This window comes from Actinoplanes philippinensis, assembly GCF_900113015.1.
In the GTDB taxonomy this organism is placed as follows: Bacteria; Actinomycetota; Actinomycetes; order Mycobacteriales; family Micromonosporaceae; genus Actinoplanes; species Actinoplanes philippinensis.
In genome coordinates this window covers 68615-88492 of the sequence record NZ_FONV01000014.1, presented here as the reverse complement: position 1 = coordinate 88492, position 19878 = coordinate 68615, and the positions used below count along the sequence as shown (strand labels likewise).

The window sequence follows — 19878 nt, the reverse complement described above, 5'->3', positions numbered from 1 at the left end:
ATGGCCTTCTTCGAGCACGGCCGGCCGATCGAGGTGGACGGCGGGCTCGCCGTCCGGTCCCAGCGCGGCAAGATCGGCGAGCAGTGGTGGTCGCGCCGGTTCGTGGACGTCCTGGAGGAGATGTGCGACCCCGGCCGGCTCGCGCGCGGCCGCAACTACGCGCGCAAGGGCCAGGTGATGGACTTCGCGCTCTCCCCGGGGCGGGTGCTGGCCCGCGTCCAGGGGTCGCGGCCGAAGCCGTACGAGGTGACCGTCCGGGTCCCCGCCTATGACGACGCCCGCTGGTCGGACGCGATCGACGCCCTCGCGTCCCGGGCCCTCTACCGGGCCGCGCTGCTGGCCGGTGACATGCCGCACGAGATCGTCGAACTCTTCACCGAGCTGGGGCTGCCGCTCTTCCCGGAGCGGCTGGACATCGACTGCAACTGCCCGGACTGGGGGGTGCCCTGCAAGCACGGGTCGGCGGTGCTCTACGTGCTGGCCGAGGCGTTCGACGACGACCCGTTCCTGGTGCTGGCGTGGCGTGGCCGCGGCCGGGACGAGCTGCTCGACGCGCTGCGCGGCACCCCCGAGCCGTCGGAGACGATCGACCCGCTGGCGATCGACGAGGAGCCGCTGGACGCCCGGCTGGCCGATTTCTGGTCGCCGGCGATCAGCCTGGGCCGGCTGCGGGAGCGGCCCGCGCGCGGCGTGACCCCACCGGAGCTGCTGCTCCGCGCCCTCGACGCGCCACCGGTGAAGGTGCGACACGTACCCCTCACCGACGTGCTTCGCCCGCATTACCGTGACCTGGCGAAACCTGACGCGGACGGGTAGCGCTGAGTCCATCGTGGACCGATCGTGGGTTAGTCCACGATGGACGCAGCGTTACGTCACGCTACCAGGCGTGTTCATCGACAACTAGCTACAGGAGTGGTTCATGAGCGAGATGACCTACCGGCGCCTGGGCGACTCGGGTCTGGTGGTGTCCGTGGTCGGGATCGGGTGCAACAACTTCGGCCGCAAACTCGACGCGGACGGCACCCGCGAGGTCGTCGACGCGGCCATCGACGCCGGCATCAACCTGTTCGACACCGCCGACATCTACGGCACCCCGCACGGCTCGTCCGAGCAGCTGCTCGGCGCCGCGCTCAAGGGCCGCCGCGACGAGGTGGTGCTGGCCACCAAGTTCGGCATGGACATGGAGGGTCTCAACGGGCGCGACTTTGGGGCCCGTGGCTCGCGGCGCTACATCGTCCGGGCGGTCGAGGCCTCGCTGCGGCGGTTGGAGACCGACCACATCGACCTCTATCAGCTGCACGCCCCCGACCCGGCCACCCCGATCGAGGAGACGCTGGCCGCGCTCGACGACCTGGTCCGCTCGGGGAAGGTGCGCTACCTGGGCAACTCCAACTTCTCCGGCTGGCAGATCGCCGACGCCGACTGGGTCGCCCGCAGCGGCACCATGGCCCGGTTCATCAGCGCGCAGAACCAGTACAGCCTGCTGGAGCGGAGCGTCGAGACCGAGGTGATCCCGGCCTGCGAGCGGTTCGGTCTGGGATTCCTGCCGTTCTTCCCGCTCGAGTCGGGCCTGCTCACCGGCAAGTACCGGCGCGGCGAGCAGCCGCCGGCCGGCACCCGGATGGCCAACGAGCGGTACGCGTCGTGGCTCGCCCGCGCCGACTGGGACACCATCGAGGCGCTGACCGCCTTCGGCGCCGAACGGGACCGCAGCCTGCTGGAGGTGGCCGTCGCCGGTCTCGCCGCCCAGCCGGGGGTGACCAGTGTGATTGCCGGCGCCACCACGGCCGAGCAGGTCCAGGCGAACGCGGCGGCCGGCTCCTGGCGCCTGAGCGCGGCCGACGTGGCCGCGCTCGACAAGCTCCTCAACGGCTGACCTGACTGTTTACTCCGCGACGACGACGATCCTGCGGCGCCGGGCCAGGCGGTAAGCGATCAGGCCCGCCGCCAGCAGGGTGGCGCCCCCGGCCGCGAGCAGACCGGCCGGGGCGCCGGTGATCGGCAGGCCGCCGCCCTGGCCGCCGCCGGTCGTCTCAACCGTCAGGGCGGCCTGGTCGTTACCGCCCTTCGTGTCCTGCACACTGCCCTCGACCTGCACGGAACCGGCCTTGTACTCGGTCGCTTCGCGGATCTCGGCGGTGAGGGCGAACAGATTCCGGCCGTTGTCCGGCACGCTCTCCAGGACGACACAGACGAGATCCGTGACGGCGGACAGCTCGCCGCCCGGCTCGCCGACGTCGTCGATCGAGGTGCCCGGCAGGCAGCGCCGGTCGACGGTGGTCAGGGTGACTCCGGTGGGCAGCTTGACGTGCGCGTACTGCACCGCGTTCACCGACAGCGGGACGGTCGCGGACGGGCCGAGGTTGTGCACGCCCACCTCGGCCGTGGCCCGGTCGCCGACGGCTCCCTTGAAGACGCCACCGACAGCGGCGCTGTCCGCGAGCGTCTTCGGCACCGACACCGCGAACTCGGCGAAGTTGTCCTCCTCGTTGAGGTCCTCGACAGCGTCCGGCTCCCTGGCCGACCGGCGGGCCACCGGCTCCAGCGTCAGCTCCTCACCGGCCGCGCCGGCGGTCCGTCTCGCGAAGTCGAACACGAACCTGTCGGTCAGGCCGACCGCCGCCACGAAGACCGGGTAGTCGTACGGCCCGGCTGTGCCCTTCGGCACCGACACCCGCAGCGGGGTGTCCTCCGGCAGTGTGAAGACACCACCGGCGGCCAGCGTGTCGTTGAAGACGCAGACGAAACCGCCGATCTCCGCGTCCTGCTCGCAGTTGCGGTAGTTCAGCGCGGTCTTCACCCCGAGCGGCGACGCCACCACCAGGCCCAGCGCGGAGACGTCCTTGTCGCCGCTGTTGCGGACCGCCACCGGCACGTCCGCCGAGCCGCCCGGGCTCAGCGTCATGTCGGCGATGTCGTCGATCTCCAGGTCGACACCACCCTTGTCGGTACGCAGCACGATGATCGACGACCGGTCACTGGTCTGACCGCCGATCGACGTGGACAGCGCGATGGTTCCCGCCGGGTCGGCCGAGTCCCCCGCGACCGGCTTGACCGTGAACTTGACGCTGCGCCGCTGCCCCGCCTTCAGATCACCGATGTCGCAGATGTTCGCGACACAACCGGCCGGCGCCGCGAACCCCAGGTCGGCACTGATCGGCTCGGACGAGCTGCCGAAGGTGAGCCGCACATCCCGCACCGCGCTGTCACCGAGGTTGTAGAGGTCGAACTTCACCGTCTTCGACTGACCGTTGATGACGGTCACCGTCTCCGGACTGAGGATGCCGACGTAGTCGAACTCCCCCGTGCCCTCGGCGGCCCGCGCGGGCAGGGCGAGACCGCTGACGGCCAGCACGGAGACGGCCCCGGCCAGGGCAAAACGGGCGCGCAACAGCATCCTCACCGACTTCGGGCTCGGGAGCCGGCCCGAGATCGTCGGCCGGCGGGTCCGCGGATCCTAAAGCCGCCGCCGGCCGAGATCAAACGTCGGCGAACTCCGGACCCTCGGCGGGCAGGGCCGGCACCTCACCACGGGCCGCCGCACGCCGGGCGAACTCGCGCACCCCGGCGATCTGCCGCTCCCCCAGCGAGAAGTCGAGCGCCCGGAAGTAGTTGGCCAGCGTCGCCGCGTCGAACGGCTCCCATCGGGCCGCCGCCTCCGCCACCTCGTCGAGCTCGCCCAGGCACAGGTCACGGGACCGCTGGAAAGCCTCGTGCACATCCTTGACCAGGCCCGGATGCGCGGCGGCGAAGTCCTTCCGCACCGCCCAGACCGCGAAGACCATCGGCAGACCGGTCCACTCCTTCCACGCCTCCGCCAGGTCGATGACGAGCAGCCCGTTGCCGGGCGCCTCATACATCGCGCGGAGCGCGGGGTCGCCGATCAGCACACCGGCGTCCGCCTCCATGAGCATCTGGGCCAGGTCGGGTGGGCAGCGGAAATACTCGGGCTCCGCGCCATACCGCTCGGACAGCAGCATCTGCGCGAGCATGACGCCGGTCCGTGACGTGGAACCCAGCGCCACCGGCCGCCCGTCCAGCTCGGCCGGGGGCCGGGTGGAGATCAGATTGACCGAGAGGACCGGCCCGTCACTGCCGACCGCCAGGTCGGGCAGCAGCAGCAACTCGTCGGCATGCCGCAGATACTCGACGAGGGTGATCGGCCCGATGTCGAGATCTCCGGCGACGAGGCCGGCGCTGAGCCGCTCCGGCGTGTCCTTGTGCAGATCGACGTCGAGGAGGGCGCCCGAGCGCATCAGCCCCCAGTAGATGGGCAGGCAGTTGAGGAACTGGATGTGCCCGACCCGGGGCCGACGGACGCTGTCGCTCATGCTGCGACGTTATCCCCACTCCCGTCCCGCATGGTGGTCCGAGACCCGCTCCGTGGCTGAAATCGCACCCCGCCCCGATCGCGGCGCCGCGGCACGGGCTGGTAAATCGGTGGACGCGGCGGTGGGATCGCGTAGTGTTTAGGGCCGCTTGACGGCCGTGGTGAGCATGCACCGGACCGGACGTCCCCCGCGCCGTGGGGTGGCCGACCCGCCCTCTCGGATACGCGAGCAGCTCGTTCAACCTTCGAGGACGACCTGTGACTGCCACTGATGAGCTCGACGCCGAGCTCGCCGCCGAACGGACCCATCTCACCGAGTCCCGGGCCGCGTTACGCCGCATGCGCGACCGGGCCCAGGCGCTCTTCTCCACCGGTGACAAGGTCGCCGGCGACTCGTACACCGCCGAGCAACTCGGCCGGCACATGGCCCGCCGGGTCAAGGAGCTGGCCGACGACCCGGACACCCCGCTCTTCTTCGGCAAACTCGACATCGAGGCCGAGCATTTCCACATCGGGCGGCGGCACGTCACCGACGACGCCGGGGAGCCCATGGTGCTCGACTGGCGGGCGCCGCTGTCGCGGTCGTTCTACCGGGCCAGCGTGCGTGACCCGCAGAACATCCGGACCCGCCGCCGGTTCGGGTTCGTCAAGGGTGAGCTGACCAGCTTCGAGGACGAGCATCTGGACCGCGGCGAGGAGCTGGGGACCAGCAGCCGCATCCTGACCGCCGAGATCGAGCGTCCACGTGTCGGGCCGATGCGGGACATCGTCGCGACCATCCAGCCGGAACAGGACGAGCTGGTCCGCGCCGACCTGGCCGACTCGATCTGCGTGCAGGGCGCGCCGGGCACCGGCAAGACGGCGGTCGGCCTGCACCGGGCCGCCTACCTGCTCTATCTGCACCGGGAGCGGCTGCGCAAGTCGAAGGTGCTGATCGTCGGGCCGAACACGGCGTTCCTCTACTACATATCGGCGGTGCTGCCGACGCTCGGCGAGGTCGAGGTGCTCCAGTCCACGCTGGACGAGCTGGTCGGCCGGGCGCCGGTCAAGGCAGGCGACTCGGCCGCCGCCACTGCTCTCAAACATGACGTACGGATGGCGACGGCACTCCACCGGGCCCTGTGGAACCGGATCACCAAGCCCGCCGACCCGATCATGGTGTCGGACGGCTCCTACCGCTGGCGGATCGACGTGGAGCCGCTGCGACGGATCGTCGACGAGGCACGGCGGGAGGGTCTGCCGTACGCGGTGGGCCGGGAACGGGTGCGTGCCCGGGTGGTCGGCCTGCTCCAGCGCCAGTCGGAGTACCGGACCGGCAACTCACCGAGCGAGACGTGGCTGCGCCGGATGAGCAAGATCGGGCCGGTGACGGAGTTCCTGGAGGCGACCTGGCCGGCCGTCACCCCGGAGGCGCTGGTGGTGGCCCTGCTGACCGAGCCGGAGCTGGCCGGGGACGTGTTCACCGAGGAGGAACGGGACACGATCCGCTGGGTGAAACCGCCGAAGACGGTGAAGTCGGCGCGGTTCAGCGCGGCCGATCTGGTGCTCCTCGACGAGGCCGCCGGACTCCTCGAACGAGAGGTCAGTTTCGGTCACGTGGTGGTGGACGAGGCACAGGACCTGTCCCCCATGCAGGCCCGGGCGATCGCGCGGCGCAGCGAGCACGGGTCGATCACGCTGCTCGGGGACCTCGCGCAGGGCACCGCCCCGTGGGCCACCACCGACTGGCGGGACATCCTCGCTCACCTGGGCAAACCGGAGGCCTCCGTGGTGCCGCTGACGGTCGGGTTCCGCGTACCGGAAGCTGTGGTGACCCTGGCCAACCGCCTCCTGCCGGCGCTCGGGGTGAACGTGCCGGAGGCCGTGTCGTTGCGCCGCGACGGCGATCTCGCCGTCATCGGCGTGCCGGCGGCCGCCGACCTGGACGCGCGGACGATGGCCGAGGTGACCGCCGCCCTGACCCACGAGGGCTCGGTCGCGGTGATCGCTGCCGACGCCGCGGTGGACCGGCTCCGGGCCCACCTGGACGCCGCGGGCATCGAGCACGCCACGCCGGACGACGTCGACAATCCGGCGCGCGTCCTGGTGGTGCCGGCCACGATCGTCAAGGGCCTGGAGTACGACCACGTCATCGTGCACGAGCCGGCCGACATCGTGGCCGCCGAGCCGAAGGGCCTGAACCGCCTCTACGTGGTCCTGACCAGGGCGGTGACCCGGCTTTCGGTATTGCACTCGAAGCCGCTGCCGGAGGCGCTTACTCTTCCGTGATGTCGCGAATCGGAGTCATGTTCGACTGTAACCGCGCCCCCGAGGAGCTCCCGGAGTTCGCGGTCGCCCTCGAGGCGGCCGGCGCCGACGACCTGTGGGTGGTGGAGGATCTCGGCTGGAACGGTGGCGTCAGCGCCGCCGCGCTGGCCCTGGCCGCCACCACCCGGCTGCGGGTCGGCATCGGCATCGCCCCGGCGCCGTTCCGGAGCCCCGCGGTGTACGCCATGGAGATCGCCACGCTGGCCCGCGTCCACCCCGGCCGGGTAGTGGCCGGAATCGGTCACGGCGTCGGTGACTGGATGCGCCGCATAGGTAACGCGCCGAAGTCGCCGCTGTCGCTGCTGGAGGAGAGCATCGTGGCGATCCGCGGCCTCCTCGATGGTGAGACGGTGAGCATGGACGGCCGTGAGGTGCACCTGGAGGACATCAAACTGGTGCACCCGCCGGCGGTCGTCCCGCCGATCGTGACCGGTGTGGTCCGGCCGAAGTCGCTGGAGCTGTCCGGCCGCGTCGCCGACGGCACGATCCTGGTCGAGGGCCTGCAGCCGGCACAGATCGAGGAGGCCATCGGGCACATCCGCCGGGGCGGCGCCGGCGACGACCACGAGATCATCACCTTCGCGTTCCTGCACGTCGAGGACGACCCGGACAAAGCCGCAGCGGTCCGGACGACGGCGCTGACCGGTCAGGCCGGCTTCCTCGGAGTGCCGGTCGACGAGGTGTTCGGGCTGATCGGCCCGGCGTCCGACGTGCCCGCCGGCGTCCAGATCCTGACCGGCGGCGGCGCGGACACGGTGGTCCTGCGGCCGTTCGGCGACGATCATCTGGGCCAGGCTCTGGCCGCGCTCAAGGCGCTCGGCCGATAATCCGCTCCATCGCGGACACCGGCAACGACGGGTTGGTGGCGGCGGCCGTCGCCACCCGCTCGTCGGGGTCGTCGATCAGCGCGACGATCCGGTCCACCGGCAGAGCCGGATGAGCGGCGGCGATCGGCCGGGCCTGCGGGTCGGCGAGACACCGGTCGAGGGCCTCGGCCGGGGCGTCCGGGCGGCGCGCGATCTCCCGGAACACCTTCTGCACCGGCGGCACATGCCGGGCCAGGTCGACGAGCAGCGCCGAGGACGCGTCCGGGTTGGTGGCGACCGTGACGATCACCCGTACCCCGTGCCGGGTCACCATCTCCCGCAGCAGATCCTCCGAGAGTCCCGGGTGCGGCGCCACCGCCTTGACGACCTTGGCGTCCGGGTCACGGGCCAGCCGGTCCCGGATCTCCGGCGGCAGGTCCCGGCGTTCCGCCACCAGCGCCCGGAGCTGCGGGCTCCGGCTCTCGGCCAGCTGCCGGACCTCGTCCGGAGAGGCCGCGGCGATCCGCGGAAGCGGGCCGGCGGGAACTCGGGCTGCCCTGGCGAGCAGATCGAGAGGCACGCCGGGATTCGAGGCGAGATGGCGTCGCACGGTCGGGCTGTCGTCGGTGGCGAGGTTCCGGATCATCGGCTCGGGCAGCGCCGGGTTTCCGGCCACCGCACCGCGCACCCCCGGATTCGGATCGCCGGCCAAGCGCACAGCCACGTCCGGGGGCAGGTCGAGCCGGGCCGCGAGCTGCCACCGCACGTGCAGCGACGGATGTCCGGCCAGCTCAGCCGCCGCGTCAGCAGGTGTCGCCGTGTTATCCACAGCCCGCACAAGCAGGCTGTGGATAACTGATTCGTGGGTACCGTCGCAGGCCGCCCCGGGTGGAAGATCACAGTCGAGTCGCGGGCATTCCGGATCGTGAACGAACGGGACCGGCTCCAGCAGGCACACCGCACACGAGACCGGGAGCGGTCCGCCCGTGCCGCGCCAGTGAACGGCGATCAGGCCGGCCAGCACCTCCGGCGGGGCGGCCGGATTGGCGGCGACCCCGGCCCGGACCTCGGCATGCGGATGCTCGGCCAGCCGGGTCAGCAGCTCCCGATCGGTCGTGAAGATCGCCAGCTCCGCGACGACTCGCGACTCCGGATCCCCGGCGAGCCGGGCCCGGAACGACGCGGGCAGGCCGGGACAGGCCGCCAGCTTCTCCCGGCGCCACGGATCCGGGTCGCCGGCGAGCAGTTCCGCCCATTCGTCCGGGCCACGCCCTTGATCGAGCAGGGCGAGAGCCACCTCCGGATGCGCGACCGGGTCGACATCCACCGGGTCGAGGAGCCCGTTCCACGCCAGCTGAAGCATCGCCGTCCCGGACCGGCGAGCCAGGGCACGCACCTGGCGAGGCTCCAGATCGGACCGTTGCGCCAGCTCCCCGGCGAGGTCGTCATCGGTCCGGCTGATCATCCGGTCGACCAGTGTGGACGGCAGAGCCGGATTACCCGCCAGGCCCGCCAGCAGGGCGCGTGCCTTCATGGCGGCCGATCCTAGGAGCCGCCCGGCTGCGCCTCGACCGATTTCCGCCCACGTGCCTCGGCTTCGGCCGGCCGAAGGGGCTTCACCCAGCGGGACCAGTCTGGCTGGCGACGATAGCCGTGAGCAGCCCAGATGCCGTGCGCGGCAGCGTTCCCGTCGAGGACCATCGCGTCGACGCGGGTGCCGCCGAACGCCCGGAACCGCTCCTCGGCCGCCGCGATCAACTGTCCGCCGATGCCTTCGCGGCGTCGCCACGGGGCGACCGCGAGCCGGTAGAGGTGGCACCGCCAGCCGTCCCAGCCCGCGATGATCGTGCCGACGATCTCGGTGCCGTCGACGGCGAGGATCAGTGCTTCCGGGTCGCGCCGGTGCATGGCGAGCACGGCGTCGGGAGTGTCTGCCGGGCGGCTCTCGTTCTCGGCGGCGACCTGCCAGAACCCCAGCACTGCCGGGAGCTCGTCGACGAGAGCCGCCCGCAAGATCAGTTCACCCATGCCGACACCCTAGTCAACTTTGTGGCACAAACTTCTTTGACTTTGTGTCGTAAAGTCGAGTCATGACATCGACGGACGACGAATCGAGCTTCGAGGATCCCGGTGAGGCGCTCCGGCTGATCGAGCGCGAGCAGGCCAACACGATGCGCCACGTGACCCCCGATCCCCGGCTCATGTACTGGCCGTGGGGCCTCACCTGGCTGATCAGTTTCGGGCTGTCGTTCCTGCGGTTCGGCCCTGACGGCAAGACCTTCGTGGACATGCCGGACTGGCTGCCGCTGCTCGCCCTGACCGGCCTGCTGATCGCCGCGGGCATTTTCACCGGCATCGTCGGCGCCCGGGCGAGCCGGCACATCTCCGGTCCGTCGAGCCGGCAGGGCGCCGCCTACGGCATCTCGTGGTCGGCCGGGTTCACGAGTCTGGCGATCATCTTCGGCCGGGTCGGCGAGCATGTGCCGGACGAGATGCTCGGCCTGCTCTGGGGCGGCGGCATGGTGGCCCTGGTCGGCGTGCTCTACATGGCCGGCAGCGCGATCTGGGACGTGCGGGACATGTTCGTGCTGGGCGCCTGGATCAGCGTGGTCAACGTGATCGGCGTCCTCTGGGGCCCGGGCTGGCACGCGCTCGTCCTCGCGGTCGCGGGCGGTGGCGGTCTGCTGGCGGCCGGCCTGATCGGATGGATGCGGCGTAGATGAGCACTGATCTACCCGAGCTGGATCCGGTGATCCACGCCCAGGCGCGGCTGAGGGTGGTGGCCGCCCTCTCCCAGCTGCCCGGTGGCGACCGGATCACGTTCCCGAGACTGCAGGAGATCCTGCGGATGACCGCCGGCAACCTCTCGGTGCACCTCCGCAAGCTCGAGGAGGCCGGTTATGTCGAGGTCACCAAGACCCACCGCGGCCGCACCCCGGCCACGCTCGTGCACCTGACCCAGCGGGGGCGGTTCGCCTTCGAGGAGTACGTCAGCGCCCTGCGCACCCTGATCGATCCGGGAGAGGAGCCGTCATGATCCACGCCCGCGCCGAAGGTGTCACCAAGAGCTTCGGTTCCACGCTCGCGCTCGACCGGGTCGACCTGGAGGTCCGGGCCGGCGAGCTGGTCGGCCTGCTGGGCCCGAACGGCGCCGGCAAGAGCACCCTGGTCAGCCTCTTCACCGGGGGCCGCCGTCCGACAGCGGGGCGGGTGGAGCTGTGCGGCGGTGACCCGCGGGATCCGCGCAACCGGCGCACGCTGGGCGTCACACCGCAGGAGACGGGTCTGCCCGCCTCGCTTCGCGTCGGCGAGGTCGTCGATTTCGTACGGGCACACTTCCCCGATCCTCTGCCGAAGGCCGAGCTGCTGGACCGGTTCGGGCTGAACGACCTGGTCCGGCGGCAGACCGGCGGCCTGTCCGGCGGGCAGAAGCGCCGCCTCGCGGTGGCTCTGGCGTTCGCCGGCCGCCCGGAGATCGTCTTTCTGGACGAGCCGACCACGGGTCTCGATGTGGAGGCACGGCGTGATCTGTGGGAGGCGGTGCGGTCCTTCCACGCCGAGGGCGGCACGGTGGTGCTGACCAGCCACTACCTGGAGGAGGTCGAGGCACTGGCCGAGCGGGTGGTGGTGATCACCGAGGGGCGGGTGCTGGCCGACGACAGTGTGGCGGCGATCCGCGGACTGATCAAGGTGAGCCGGGTCAGCCTTACTTCACCCGTACCCCTGACTGATTTTGATCTTGATGGTCTGGTGGCCCTGGAGCAGGCGGGCGACCGCCTGCATCTCCTGACGCCGGACGCCGACCGCATGGTGCGCGAGCTGGTCGGGCGGAATGTGCCGTTCCGCGACCTGGAGGTCCGGCCGACCTCGCTGGAGGAGGCCTTCCTGGTGCTGACGGGAAAGACCGGAAAGGAACAGAAGTGACGAGCCTTGTCCTGACCCACGCCAAGTTCCAGACCCTCGAACTCTTCCGCATCCCGATCGCGGTGGTGGGCAGCGCGTTCTGGCCGGCCGCGTCGATGCTCGCGTTCGTGGTGCCGTTCGCCGGCGACGATCCAGTGGGCGCCACCTACGCGACCGCCTCGATGATCACCTTCGCGATCATGAACACCAACCTCTTCCAGTACGGCATCGGCGTCTCCGAGGACCGCGCGCAGCCGTGGGATCCGTTCGTCCGCACGCTGGCCGCCGGAGCGGCGCCGCGGTTCCTCGGCCGGCTGCTGACCGGTCTGCTGATGATGGTGGTGTCGCTGGCCCCGGTGGTGCTGATCGCCGCCCTGTTCACCGAGGCCGTGGTGAGCCCTCTGGCGTTCGTCGCCGCGATCGGGGTGTGCGCCGCGATCTCGGTCCCGTTCATCCTGATGGGGCTGACGATCGGCTATGCGCTGCCGCAGAAGGCGGCGCTGGTGGTGGCGCAGATCCTGTTCCTGCCGCTGGCCTTCGGCGGCGGCCTGCTCACCCCGCCGGGCGGCGCTCCGGGGTTCATCGAGGACCTCGCCCCGTTCCTGCCGACCGGTGGCGCCGCGCGTCTGATGTGGGCCACGGTGACCGATTTCCCGTTCGATCTCGGGGCGACGCTGGCGCTGATCGGGTGGACCGTTTTGTTCGGAGCGCTGGCGGTTTGGGCACACCGTCGCGACGAGGGTCGGCGGTTCGGCTAACCGACAGTTCGATCCGGTGGGTGGCATGGAAATGCGACGATCCGCAGCATGACCGTACCGTCACCGGGCGCGCCCAACTGGGTCGACCTGGCCACCTCCGACCTTGATGGCGCGATCCGGTTCTATACCGAACTGTTCGGCTGGACCGCCCAGATCTCCGGCGACGAGTTCGGTGGCTACACCACGTTCCTGCTGAACGGGCTGCCGGTCGCCGGGGCCGGGCCGCTCTTCGGGCAGGGCCAGCCGACCGCTTGGAGCAGCTACATCGCGGCCGCCGACGCCGACGTGGTGGCCGCGCGGGTGGAGGCGGCGCAGGGCAAGGTGCTGGTGCCGCCGTTCGACGTGATGGATCAGGGCCGGATGGCGGCGTTCCTGGATCCGGCCGGGGCGCCGTTCAGTATCTGGGAGCCGGGGACGATGCGCGGCGCCGAGGTCTTCGACATCCCCGGCGCCCTCACCTGGAACGAGTTGAACACCCGGGATCTGGAGGGCGCGATGGCGTTCTACGGCTCGGTGTTCGGCTGGACGTTCCGGGAGGCGCACGTGAGCGGCCTGCCGTACGTGATGTGCGACCGGGACCGGGCTCCGGTCGCCGGCATGCAGCTGATGGTGGGCAGCGGTTTCCCGGACGATCTGCCGCCGCACTGGCTGGTGTATTTCGCGGTCGGCAACTGTGACGCGGCGGCCGAGCACGCGCACCTGCTGGGCGGCCGGATCGTGCACCCACCGACAACGATCTCGGTCGGGCGGTACGCGGTGCTCACCGACCCGCAGGGCGGAACGTTCGCAATCCTGAACAATCGGCGATAACAGCCGTTGTCAGGATGCTTACTGATCGTTGATCGTCGATAAAAGGTTTCTCTCTAGCGTCATCGCCAGGCGTCCGAACCGGACACCACGACACTGGAGGAACCCATGCGACCCGCCACCCGAGGTGCCGCGATCCTCGCCGGCACCGCCATCGCCCTCTCCCTCACCACGCCCGCGTTCGCCGCGCCGGCCACCGGAACCGTCCTCTACGCCGACAGTGCCACGGCGATCGACGGCTCGTACGTCGTCGTTTTCAAGAGCGGCGAGGCGGACCGCGCTCGCGCCGACCGGCTCGCGAAGCGCTACGGCGGCAGCGTCGACCGGGTCTTCGGCAACGCCGTCGAGGGCTACACCGCGAAACTGACCGCCGTCCAGGCCGCCCGGCTCGCCGGTGACCCCTCGGTCGCTTCGGTCGAGGCCGACCAGGTGGTCCGGATCGCCGACACTCAGACGTCGGCGCCGTGGGGCCTGGACCGCATCGACCAGCGCGCGCTGCCGCTGAACAGCACCTACAACTACACGGCGAGCAGCGGCGTCACCGTCTACGTGGTGGACACCGGCATCCGGATCACCCACCAGCAGTTCGGGGGCCGGGCGTCGTACGGCTACGACGCCGTCGAGGGTGACAACGTGGCGCAGGACGGCAACGGCACGGGACCTTCGTCGCCGGCGTGGCGGCCGGCAGCACCTACGGTGTCGCCAAGAACGCGAGCATCGTCGGTGTTCGGGTGCTCGACAACAACGGGTCCGGGACGACGGCCGGGGTCATCGCCGGCATCGACTGGGTGACCGCGAACGCGACGCCCGGCCGTTCGGTCGCCAACCTGAGCCTCGGCGGCGGGGCCAGCACCACCCTGGACGCGGCGGTCCGGCGGTCGATCGCGGCGGGGATCCCGTACGCCATCGCGGCCGGCAACTCGGGTGTCAACGCGAGCAGCACCTCGCCGGCCCGGGTCACCGAGGCCCTGACCGTCGGCGCGACCAGCAACACCGACGCGAAGGCGTCCTGGTCCAACTACGGCTCGGTGCTGGACCTGTTCGCGCCCGGTGTCTCGATCACCTCATCCTGGCGGACCAGCGACACCGCCACCTACACCGGTAGCGGCACGTCGTTCGCGGCCCCGCACGTGGCCGGCGCGGTCGCGCTCTACCTGGCCGACAACCCGGGCGCCTCGGTGACCGCTGTCAACGCGGCGATCGTCAACAACGCCACCACCGGCGTGGTCACCGGTGCGGGCACCGGCTCCCCGAACCGCCTGCTCTACACCGGCGCCTTCTGACCCACCCGCAACGAAAAAGGCCGCCCCATCGGGCGGCCCTTTTTCGGTGTCACGTCAGCCGAGCATGGCCGGCAGCTTCTCGAACAGCTCGGTCGTGAAGGTCATCATCTCGCGGAGCATCCAGTTGCCGGTGAGCAGCAGGGCCGCGCCGATCGCCACCGCCTTCGGCACGAACGAGAGCGTGGCCTCCTGGATCTGGGTGACCGACTGGAACAGGGAGATGGCGAAGCCGACCGCGAGAGCGGTGAGCAGCACCGGCGCCGCCATCTTCGCGGCGACGGTCATGGCCTGCAGGGCGATCTCAACTACCAGCGCGTCCGTCATGCCCCTCAGTTCGGGCGCTTCGGCGGACCCGCGGAGTGCAGACCGGTCGCCACTCGGTTGCCGTTCGGTTCGCGGGGCAGGAAAGCTCAAGTCCGGACGGCGACGACCAGCGGGCCGTGATCTCCGGGGATGATCCGCACCTTGACCCGGTAGTGCTCGGCCAGATTCTCCTCAGTCAGCACCTCGGACGGCGTGCCGGCGGCGACGACCCGGCCACCGGACAGCAGGACCATCCGGTCGGCGTACTCCCCGGCGGTCGACAGGTCGTGCATGGTGGCGAGCACGGTCAGGCCCCGCGACGAGCGCAACCGGTCGACCAACTCCAGCACCTCCTGCTGATGCCCGATGTCGAGAGCGCTGGTCGGCTCGTCGAGCAGCAGGATCCCGGCGCCCTGCGCCAGCGCGCGAGCGAGGAAGACCCGCTGTCTCTCACCGCCGGAGAGCGTGTCCAGGCGCCGTCCGGCGAAGGGCACGAGGTCCAGCGCGGCGAGGGCTTCGTCGGCCGCCTCCAGGTCGGCGGCGCTTTCACGACCCAGAGGCGGGATGTACGGGGTACGCCCCAGCAGCACGTAGTCGAAGACGCGCACGCCCGGCGGCACCACCGGCGACTGCAGCACCGTGGCCACCGCCCGGGCCCGTTCCCGCCGGTGCATGTCGGCGACCGCCCGTCCGTGCCATCTGACCGTCCCGCCGAACGGCAGCAGCCCGCCGATCGCCCGCAGCGCCGTCGACTTGCCGGCCCCGTTCGGCCCGATCACTGTCACCCATTCGCCCTCGGCGACGTCGAGGTCCACACCGTCGACGATGAGCGTGCCGTCCAGGCGCACGGTGAGTCTCTCGACCTCGACAGCGGTTCTCCCGGGGCTGTCCGGCTCGGAGTTCGTCATTCCGGGGCCGTCCGGCTCGTACGCAGCACCAGGACGAAGAACGGCGCGCCGAGGAACGCCGTGACCACGCCGATCGGGATCTCGGCGTCGCCGCCCGCGGTCCGGGCCAGCAGGTCGGTGAGTGCCAGGAACGCCGCCCCGAGCAGCACCGACAGCGGCAGCAGCGCCCGGTTGCCGGGCCCGGCCAGCAGGCGCAGCGTGTGCGGCACGATGATCCCGACGAACCCGATCAGCCCGGACACGCTGACCGCCGCGGCCGTGCCGAGCGACGCCGCCACGATCAGCAGGTACCGGACGCGCTGCGGGTGCAGGCCCAGACTGGCCGCCTCGGCGTCACCGACGGTCAGGACGTCCAGCTCCCGGCGCTGGGCCAGGACGATCACGCAGGTGACCACCGCATAGGGCAGGACCACGAGCACGTCGTGCCAGCCGGCTGTGGAGAGCCGCCCGAGCATCCAGGAGTAGACGTCCCGCACCGACTCCAGATGCCGCTGCAACAGGTAGGTCTGCGCCGCCGACAGGAACGCCGAGACGGCCACCCCGGCCAGGATCAGGGTGGCGGGCGAGCGGTCCCGTCCACCGGCCGCCCCGAGCAGCCAGGTCAGGGTCACCGCACCGATCGCGCCGGCGAACGCGGCCGCCGGCACCCCGATCGGCAGGCCGGTCAGCCCGTCGGCGGCGCCCGACGCACCGAGGACGATCACCGCGGTCACCCCGAGCCCGGCACCCGACGCCACCCCGAGCAGGTGGGGATCGGCCAGCGGATTGCGGAACGCGCCCTGGTAGGCGGCGCCGGCCAGCGCCAGCAGGGCGCCGACCAGCAGCCCCAGGACCACGCGCGGCAGCCTGAGCTGGGTCAGGATGGCCACCTCACGATCGGACAGGCCGCTGGTCAGCCGTACCCCCGGAAGAAGATTGAGCATCTCCACCGCGACCCCGCCGGGCGGCAGCGAGACCGAGCCGAAGGCGAGGCCGAGGATGGTCGCGACCAGCACCGCGAGGACACCCGCCGCCAGCCACGCCGGCCGCAGCCCGGCGGGCCGGCGGCGCTCGGTCATGCCGGGACCTTGGCCACCGCGTCGGCGACGGCTTGGACCAGGGCGACGGTACGGGGCCCCCAGCGCGAGGCGATGTCGTCGTCGAGGGCGTAGACCTGGCCTTTCGCGACGGCCGTGATCGACGACCAGCCGGCCCGTGCCCGGACGGTGTCGGCGGACTGCCGGCAGCACTTGGTGTCAGCCAGGAAGATCGTGTCCGGGTTGGCCTTCACCAGGGACTCCTGGGACAGCTGCGGGTAACCGCCGAGCTTGCCGTCCGGGTCGGCGGCGTCCGCCACGTTGGTCATGCCGAAGCGCCCGAAGACCGAGCCGATGAACGTCGTCGACGTCGCCGAGTACAGGTCCGGGCCCAGCTCGTAGTAGTAGCTGAGCGGCTTGCTCCGGGCCGGGACCGACTTCACGATCGTGTCGATCTCGGTCGACATCTTCCCGGTCAGGGCCGTCGCCTCGTCCGGGTGCCCGGTGAGCCGGCCGAGGTCGCTGATCTCGGTGTAGGTGTCGTCGAGGGTGGCCGCGGCCGGAGACACCAGGACCGGGATCGCCAGCTTGCCGAGCTGCGCCACGATGCCGTCGGCGTCCCCGGAGATCACCACGAGGTCCGGCTCCTTGGCGGCGATCGCCTCGGCGTTCGGCTTGAAACCGGACAGGTCGGTCTTGGGCGCCTCGGCCGGGTAGGTCGACTGGTCGTCGACCGCGATGACCTGCGGACCGGCGCCGATCGCGAAGAGCATCTCGGTGGCCGTCGGGCTCAGCGAGACGATCTTGTCGGGGCGTTCCCGCAGGGTCACGGCGCCGACGGTGACCGGGTACGCCGCGGCGGGAGCACCCGAGGCGGTCGTGGTGACGGTGGGCTGCGGATCGTCGCCCGCACAGCCCGTGAGGAACAGTGCGGAGGCCGCTATGGCGGCAGTGATCAGGCGTTTCATGGGTCGGTCCTCCTGTCGGCCGGGCGTGTGGTGCTTCGCCGACAGGGGCCGCCGCCGGCCGCCGCCCGCGAGGCGCCCCTCCCCGGGAGCGCTGAATCGCGACCGACGCCCAGGCGACCTGGCTAGACCTCCGAGGAGGGATCACAGTTGCGGGACAGCGCCGGTTTCTCACCGGCTTCGCTGCGACGCGGTCCCTGAAACGCTAACCCACCACCGGCCGGGAGCCGTCATCGGTGCGAATCGTGTCCTCCCCGCCTACGGTGTCCCTTTTCGGTCACCGGAGGCGTGTCGGCCCAGGCGGACCACACGACCGGTGACCGAATCCGCCGGTACGAAGCCGGGGCGGCCGAAACTCTGCACGACTCGACTAACGCGTTGTCAAGATCCCGGCATCGATCGATGCCGGGATCAGGCGCCGGTGCGCTTCGCGTGCTCGACGATGTCGGCGGCGGTGACCCGGTCGCCCTCGGCGGCCGCCACCTCGTCACCGGCCAGCGCCGAACGCAGCCGCTCCTTCTCCGCCGAACGGCGGGCGGCGATCTCGCCGAACTGCTCCGCCGACTGGTCCCGCCAGCCACGCAGCAGGATCAGCGACAGGCCGGACGCGGCGACGAGCGCAACCATCGCCTTGACCAGGATGTTCAGCGGCGTCGTCGGGATCAGCACCGCGAACACGACCAGGAACAGGCCGAGGCGGCCGAGCGCGTACTTGACGGCGGGCTTCATCGTTATCTCCCTCAGCCCGACCGGTGACCGAGCCACCGGAGGCCGTAGAACCAGACCAGGCAATACACGACCGTACCGGTCACCGCGCCGGAGCCGCCGCTGACCAAGGGCGGAGCGACCTCCGCCACCAGACCGGCCACCGTCATACCGATCGCCACCCCGAACCCGGCGGCCAGGCCACCCACCATGATCCGATGCGGCCCGAAGCCCTCGCCCCGGAACTCCTCGACGAACAGCCAGACGGGCAGGATCACCAGGAGCCACCCGTTCGACCCGCCGAACTCGCCGAGGCCGGTCAGCGCCATCACCGTCTCGAAGACCAGCAGGACGCCCGCGCCCGCGGCCAGCCCGGCGAACGCGGAACCCAGCAGGTCACCGATCGTGGCCAGCCGGCCGCCGGCGTCTTTCTGCTGGGTCATCGGCGCATCGTCTCCCCGGTCAGGCCCAGATCTTCTGGGGCTCGCTGCGGCGCTCGGCAAGCGACGGCGCCTTCTCGTACTCACGTACCACCTGATAACGAGTGTCCCGCTCGACGGGCTGGAAACCGGCGTCCCAGATCAGGTGAAGAAGGTCGTCGCGGTGCATGGTGGTCGGCGTGCCGTACGAGTCGGCGTCATGAGTGATCTTGTACTCGACGACCGAGCCGTCCAGGTCGTCGGCCCCGAAGTTGAGCGAGAGCTGGGCCACCGAGAGCCCGTGCATCACCCAGAAGCACTTGACGTGCGGCACGTTGTCGAACAGCAGGCGGGACACCGCGAAGGTCTTCAGCGACTCAGCCGGCGCCGCCATCGTGGTGCGGTCCTGGATCCGGTTACGGACCTTGCCGTCCTGGGAGTCGTGGAAGTCGTGCTGGTAGCGCAACGGGATGAAGACCGCGAAACCGCCGGTCTCGTCCTGCAGCTCGCGCAGGCGCAGGACGTGGTCGACGCGGTGCCGCGGCTCCTCGATGTGGCCGTACAGCATGGTCGCCGGGGTTTTCATGCCCTTCTCATGCGCGACCCGGTGGATGCGCGACCAGTCCTCCCAGTGGCAGGCGTGATCGACGATGTGCTGCCGGACCTCCCAGTCGAAGATCTCGGCGCCGCCGCCGGTCAGCGACTCCAGCCCGGCGTCCATCAGCTCGTCGAGGATCTCGCCGGCCGACAGGCCGCTGATCTTCTCGAACCACTGGACCTCGGTCGCGGTGAAGCACTTGAGCTTCACGCCGGGCAGCGCCGCCTTCAGCTCGCGCAACACCTTGGGGTAATAGCGCCAGGGCAGGCTCGGGTGCAGGCCGTTGACGATGTGCAACTCGGTGAGCTGCTCGTCCTCCATCTCCTTGGCCTTGGCGACGGCCTCGTCGATGCGCATCGTGTAGGCGTCCTTCTCCCCCGGTTTGCGCTGAAAGGAGCAGTAAGCGCAGCTGGCGGAGCACACGTTCGTCAGGTTGAGGTGCCGGTTGACGTTGAACATCACCCGGTCGCCGTTCATCACGGTCCGCTTGTGGTGTGCCAATCGGCCGAGCCAGGCCAGGTCGTCACTCGCGTAGAGGGCGACACCGTCCTCGCGGGACAGTCGCTCGCCCGCGTAGACCTTGGCTTCCAGCTCTCGCTTCAACCCCGCATCCATGTGCACGAGGGTACGTCGCCACCCATCGGTGACCTGCGGCACCGTTCATCTGAAAAATTCTCAGCGTGCTTTCACCTTCATTCGATCGACACCGGTACGGGCCTTGCGGTAAGAACCTTTAGGGACGACAAGTGACGGTCGTAACCGTCACGGAC

Annotated in this window: 22 protein-coding genes and 1 riboswitch; of the genes, 11 read left to right on the top strand and 11 right to left on the bottom strand. The window is 70.7% G+C overall.

Features of this window, described 5'->3' with window-relative positions:
* Positions 1–816, top strand: a complete 816-nt coding sequence (locus BM290_RS34110) for an SWIM zinc finger family protein (protein WP_093620057.1) — start codon at positions 1–3, stop codon at positions 814–816.
* 103 nt (positions 817–919) lie between these two features.
* A complete protein-coding gene (locus tag BM290_RS34105; protein WP_239143920.1) occupies positions 920–1876 on the top strand; it encodes an aldo/keto reductase in 957 nt (318 codons plus the stop codon).
* Positions 1877–1885: 9 nt separating this feature from the next.
* Here BM290_RS34105 and BM290_RS34100 read toward each other — a convergent pair whose 3' ends face one another.
* Positions 1886–3391, bottom strand: a complete 1506-nt coding sequence (locus BM290_RS34100) for a COG1361 family protein (protein WP_143134027.1) — start codon at positions 3389–3391, stop codon at positions 1886–1888.
* Between the two features lie 88 nt (positions 3392–3479).
* Positions 3480–4331 (bottom strand): menaquinone biosynthetic enzyme MqnA/MqnD family protein, encoded by an 852-nt coding sequence (locus BM290_RS34095; RefSeq protein ID WP_093620055.1) that lies wholly within the window; start codon positions 4329–4331, stop codon positions 3480–3482.
* A gap of 257 nt (positions 4332–4588) precedes the next feature.
* On the opposite strand from BM290_RS34095, the gene BM290_RS34090 reads away from it, so the two are divergent.
* Together BM290_RS34090 and BM290_RS34085 are read left to right on the top strand one after the other, a co-directional pair.
* Entirely contained in the window at positions 4589–6598 is a 2010-nt protein-coding gene (locus BM290_RS34090) for a HelD family protein (RefSeq protein ID WP_093620054.1), read from the top strand.
* Positions 6598–7464: an LLM class flavin-dependent oxidoreductase gene (locus BM290_RS34085; protein WP_093620053.1), complete on the top strand. Its 867-nt coding sequence runs from the start codon at positions 6598–6600 to the stop codon at positions 7462–7464. Before BM290_RS34090 ends, BM290_RS34085 begins: the two co-directional genes overlap by 1 nt.
* Here the strand turns inward: BM290_RS34085 and BM290_RS34080 are convergent.
* Together BM290_RS34080 and BM290_RS34075 are read right to left on the bottom strand one after the other, a co-directional pair.
* On the bottom strand, positions 7445–8977 hold the full coding sequence (locus BM290_RS34080) for a hypothetical protein (RefSeq protein ID WP_093620052.1): 1533 nt from the start codon (positions 8975–8977) through the stop codon (positions 7445–7447). The genes BM290_RS34085 and BM290_RS34080 overlap by 20 nt on opposite strands.
* A gap of 11 nt (positions 8978–8988) precedes the next feature.
* Positions 8989–9471: a GNAT family N-acetyltransferase gene (locus BM290_RS34075; protein WP_093620051.1), complete on the bottom strand. Its 483-nt coding sequence runs from the start codon at positions 9469–9471 to the stop codon at positions 8989–8991.
* A 62-nt stretch (positions 9472–9533) separates the two neighbouring features.
* Between BM290_RS34075 and BM290_RS34070 the strand changes: the two genes are divergently transcribed.
* The 7 genes from BM290_RS34070 (at position 9534) to BM290_RS50220 (ending at position 14194) form a co-directional block, all read left to right on the top strand.
* Positions 9534–10166, top strand: a complete 633-nt coding sequence (locus tag BM290_RS34070; protein WP_093620050.1) for a transporter — start codon at positions 9534–9536, stop codon at positions 10164–10166.
* A complete protein-coding gene (locus BM290_RS34065) occupies positions 10163–10480 on the top strand; it encodes a winged helix-turn-helix domain-containing protein (RefSeq protein ID WP_093620049.1) in 318 nt (105 codons plus the stop codon). The genes BM290_RS34070 and BM290_RS34065 overlap by 4 nt, the downstream gene beginning before the upstream one ends.
* Positions 10477–11367, top strand: a complete 891-nt coding sequence (locus BM290_RS34060; protein WP_093620048.1) for an ABC transporter ATP-binding protein — start codon at positions 10477–10479, stop codon at positions 11365–11367. The genes BM290_RS34065 and BM290_RS34060 overlap by 4 nt, the downstream gene beginning before the upstream one ends.
* A complete protein-coding gene (locus tag BM290_RS34055) occupies positions 11364–12104 on the top strand; it encodes an ABC transporter (RefSeq protein ID WP_093620047.1) in 741 nt (246 codons plus the stop codon). The genes BM290_RS34060 and BM290_RS34055 overlap by 4 nt, the downstream gene beginning before the upstream one ends.
* Positions 12105–12152: 48 nt before the next feature.
* Positions 12153–12914, top strand: coding sequence for a VOC family protein (locus BM290_RS34050; protein ID WP_093620046.1), 762 nt, complete (start codon positions 12153–12155; stop codon positions 12912–12914).
* 105 nt (positions 12915–13019) lie between these two features.
* Complete coding sequence (locus BM290_RS50225; RefSeq protein WP_239143921.1) at positions 13020–13703, top strand: S8 family serine peptidase; 684 nt, start codon at positions 13020–13022, stop codon at positions 13701–13703.
* Positions 13586–14194, top strand: coding sequence for a S8 family peptidase (locus tag BM290_RS50220; protein ID WP_239143922.1), 609 nt, complete (start codon positions 13586–13588; stop codon positions 14192–14194). Before BM290_RS50225 ends, BM290_RS50220 begins: the two co-directional genes overlap by 118 nt.
* A 54-nt stretch (positions 14195–14248) precedes the next feature.
* On the opposite strand, the gene fliQ is transcribed toward BM290_RS50220, so the two are convergent.
* The 7 genes from fliQ to mqnE form a co-directional block, all read right to left on the bottom strand.
* A complete protein-coding gene (gene fliQ / locus BM290_RS34040; protein WP_093620045.1) occupies positions 14249–14518 on the bottom strand; it encodes a flagellar biosynthesis protein FliQ in 270 nt (89 codons plus the stop codon).
* A gap of 86 nt (positions 14519–14604) precedes the next feature.
* Positions 14605–15405, bottom strand: coding sequence for an ABC transporter ATP-binding protein (locus BM290_RS34035; RefSeq protein ID WP_093620044.1), 801 nt, complete (start codon positions 15403–15405; stop codon positions 14605–14607).
* Positions 15402–16463: a FecCD family ABC transporter permease gene (locus BM290_RS34030; protein WP_093620043.1), complete on the bottom strand. Its 1062-nt coding sequence runs from the start codon at positions 16461–16463 to the stop codon at positions 15402–15404. The genes BM290_RS34035 and BM290_RS34030 overlap by 4 nt, the downstream gene beginning before the upstream one ends.
* Positions 16460–17389 (bottom strand): ABC transporter substrate-binding protein, encoded by a 930-nt coding sequence (locus BM290_RS34025; protein ID WP_093620042.1) that lies wholly within the window; start codon positions 17387–17389, stop codon positions 16460–16462. The genes BM290_RS34030 and BM290_RS34025 overlap by 4 nt, the downstream gene beginning before the upstream one ends.
* 90 nt (positions 17390–17479) lie before the next feature.
* Positions 17480–17619, bottom strand: a riboswitch (cobalamin riboswitch).
* A 178-nt stretch (positions 17620–17797) separates the two neighbouring features.
* Positions 17798–18115, bottom strand: a complete 318-nt coding sequence (locus tag BM290_RS34020; protein WP_093620041.1) for a DUF4229 domain-containing protein — start codon at positions 18113–18115, stop codon at positions 17798–17800.
* Between the two features lie 11 nt (positions 18116–18126).
* Positions 18127–18534 (bottom strand): hypothetical protein, encoded by a 408-nt coding sequence (locus BM290_RS34015; RefSeq protein WP_093620040.1) that lies wholly within the window; start codon positions 18532–18534, stop codon positions 18127–18129.
* Between the two features lie 19 nt (positions 18535–18553).
* Positions 18554–19723: an aminofutalosine synthase MqnE gene (gene mqnE, locus BM290_RS34010; protein ID WP_093620039.1), complete on the bottom strand. Its 1170-nt coding sequence runs from the start codon at positions 19721–19723 to the stop codon at positions 18554–18556.
* Positions 19724–19878: the final 155 nt, after the last annotated feature.

What these genes read in the sequence shown, in the direction of transcription:
- BM290_RS34025 (WP_093620042.1), bottom strand. Translation starts at nt 17,389, where the DNA reads ATGAAACGCCTGATCACTGCCGCCATAGCGGCCTCCGCACTGTTCCTC.
- BM290_RS34035 (WP_093620044.1), bottom strand. Translation starts at nt 15,405, where the DNA reads ATGACGAACTCCGAGCCGGACAGCCCCGGGAGAACCGCTGTCGAGGTC.
- BM290_RS34105 (WP_239143920.1), top strand. Translation starts at nt 920, where the DNA reads ATGAGCGAGATGACCTACCGGCGCCTGGGCGACTCGGGTCTGGTGGTG.
- BM290_RS34020 (WP_093620041.1), bottom strand. Translation starts at nt 18,115, where the DNA reads ATGAAGCCCGCCGTCAAGTACGCGCTCGGCCGCCTCGGCCTGTTCCTG.
- BM290_RS34095 (WP_093620055.1), bottom strand. Translation starts at nt 4,331, where the DNA reads ATGAGCGACAGCGTCCGTCGGCCCCGGGTCGGGCACATCCAGTTCCTC.
- BM290_RS34070 (WP_093620050.1), top strand. Translation starts at nt 9,534, where the DNA reads ATGACATCGACGGACGACGAATCGAGCTTCGAGGATCCCGGTGAGGCG.
- BM290_RS34080 (WP_093620052.1), bottom strand. Translation starts at nt 8,977, where the DNA reads ATGAAGGCACGCGCCCTGCTGGCGGGCCTGGCGGGTAATCCGGCTCTG.
- BM290_RS34060 (WP_093620048.1), top strand. Translation starts at nt 10,477, where the DNA reads ATGATCCACGCCCGCGCCGAAGGTGTCACCAAGAGCTTCGGTTCCACG.
- BM290_RS34030 (WP_093620043.1), bottom strand. Translation starts at nt 16,463, where the DNA reads ATGACCGAGCGCCGCCGGCCCGCCGGGCTGCGGCCGGCGTGGCTGGCG.
- mqnE (WP_093620039.1), bottom strand. Translation starts at nt 19,723, where the DNA reads ATGGATGCGGGGTTGAAGCGAGAGCTGGAAGCCAAGGTCTACGCGGGC.
- fliQ (WP_093620045.1), bottom strand. Translation starts at nt 14,518, where the DNA reads ATGACGGACGCGCTGGTAGTTGAGATCGCCCTGCAGGCCATGACCGTC.
- BM290_RS34085 (WP_093620053.1), top strand. Translation starts at nt 6,598, where the DNA reads ATGTCGCGAATCGGAGTCATGTTCGACTGTAACCGCGCCCCCGAGGAG.
- BM290_RS34075 (WP_093620051.1), bottom strand. Translation starts at nt 9,471, where the DNA reads ATGGGTGAACTGATCTTGCGGGCGGCTCTCGTCGACGAGCTCCCGGCA.
- BM290_RS34015 (WP_093620040.1), bottom strand. Translation starts at nt 18,534, where the DNA reads ATGACCCAGCAGAAAGACGCCGGCGGCCGGCTGGCCACGATCGGTGAC.
- BM290_RS50225 (WP_239143921.1), top strand. Translation starts at nt 13,020, where the DNA reads ATGCGACCCGCCACCCGAGGTGCCGCGATCCTCGCCGGCACCGCCATC.
- BM290_RS34050 (WP_093620046.1), top strand. Translation starts at nt 12,153, where the DNA reads ATGACCGTACCGTCACCGGGCGCGCCCAACTGGGTCGACCTGGCCACC.
- BM290_RS34110 (WP_093620057.1), top strand. Translation starts at nt 1, where the DNA reads ATGGCCTTCTTCGAGCACGGCCGGCCGATCGAGGTGGACGGCGGGCTC.
- BM290_RS34065 (WP_093620049.1), top strand. Translation starts at nt 10,163, where the DNA reads ATGAGCACTGATCTACCCGAGCTGGATCCGGTGATCCACGCCCAGGCG.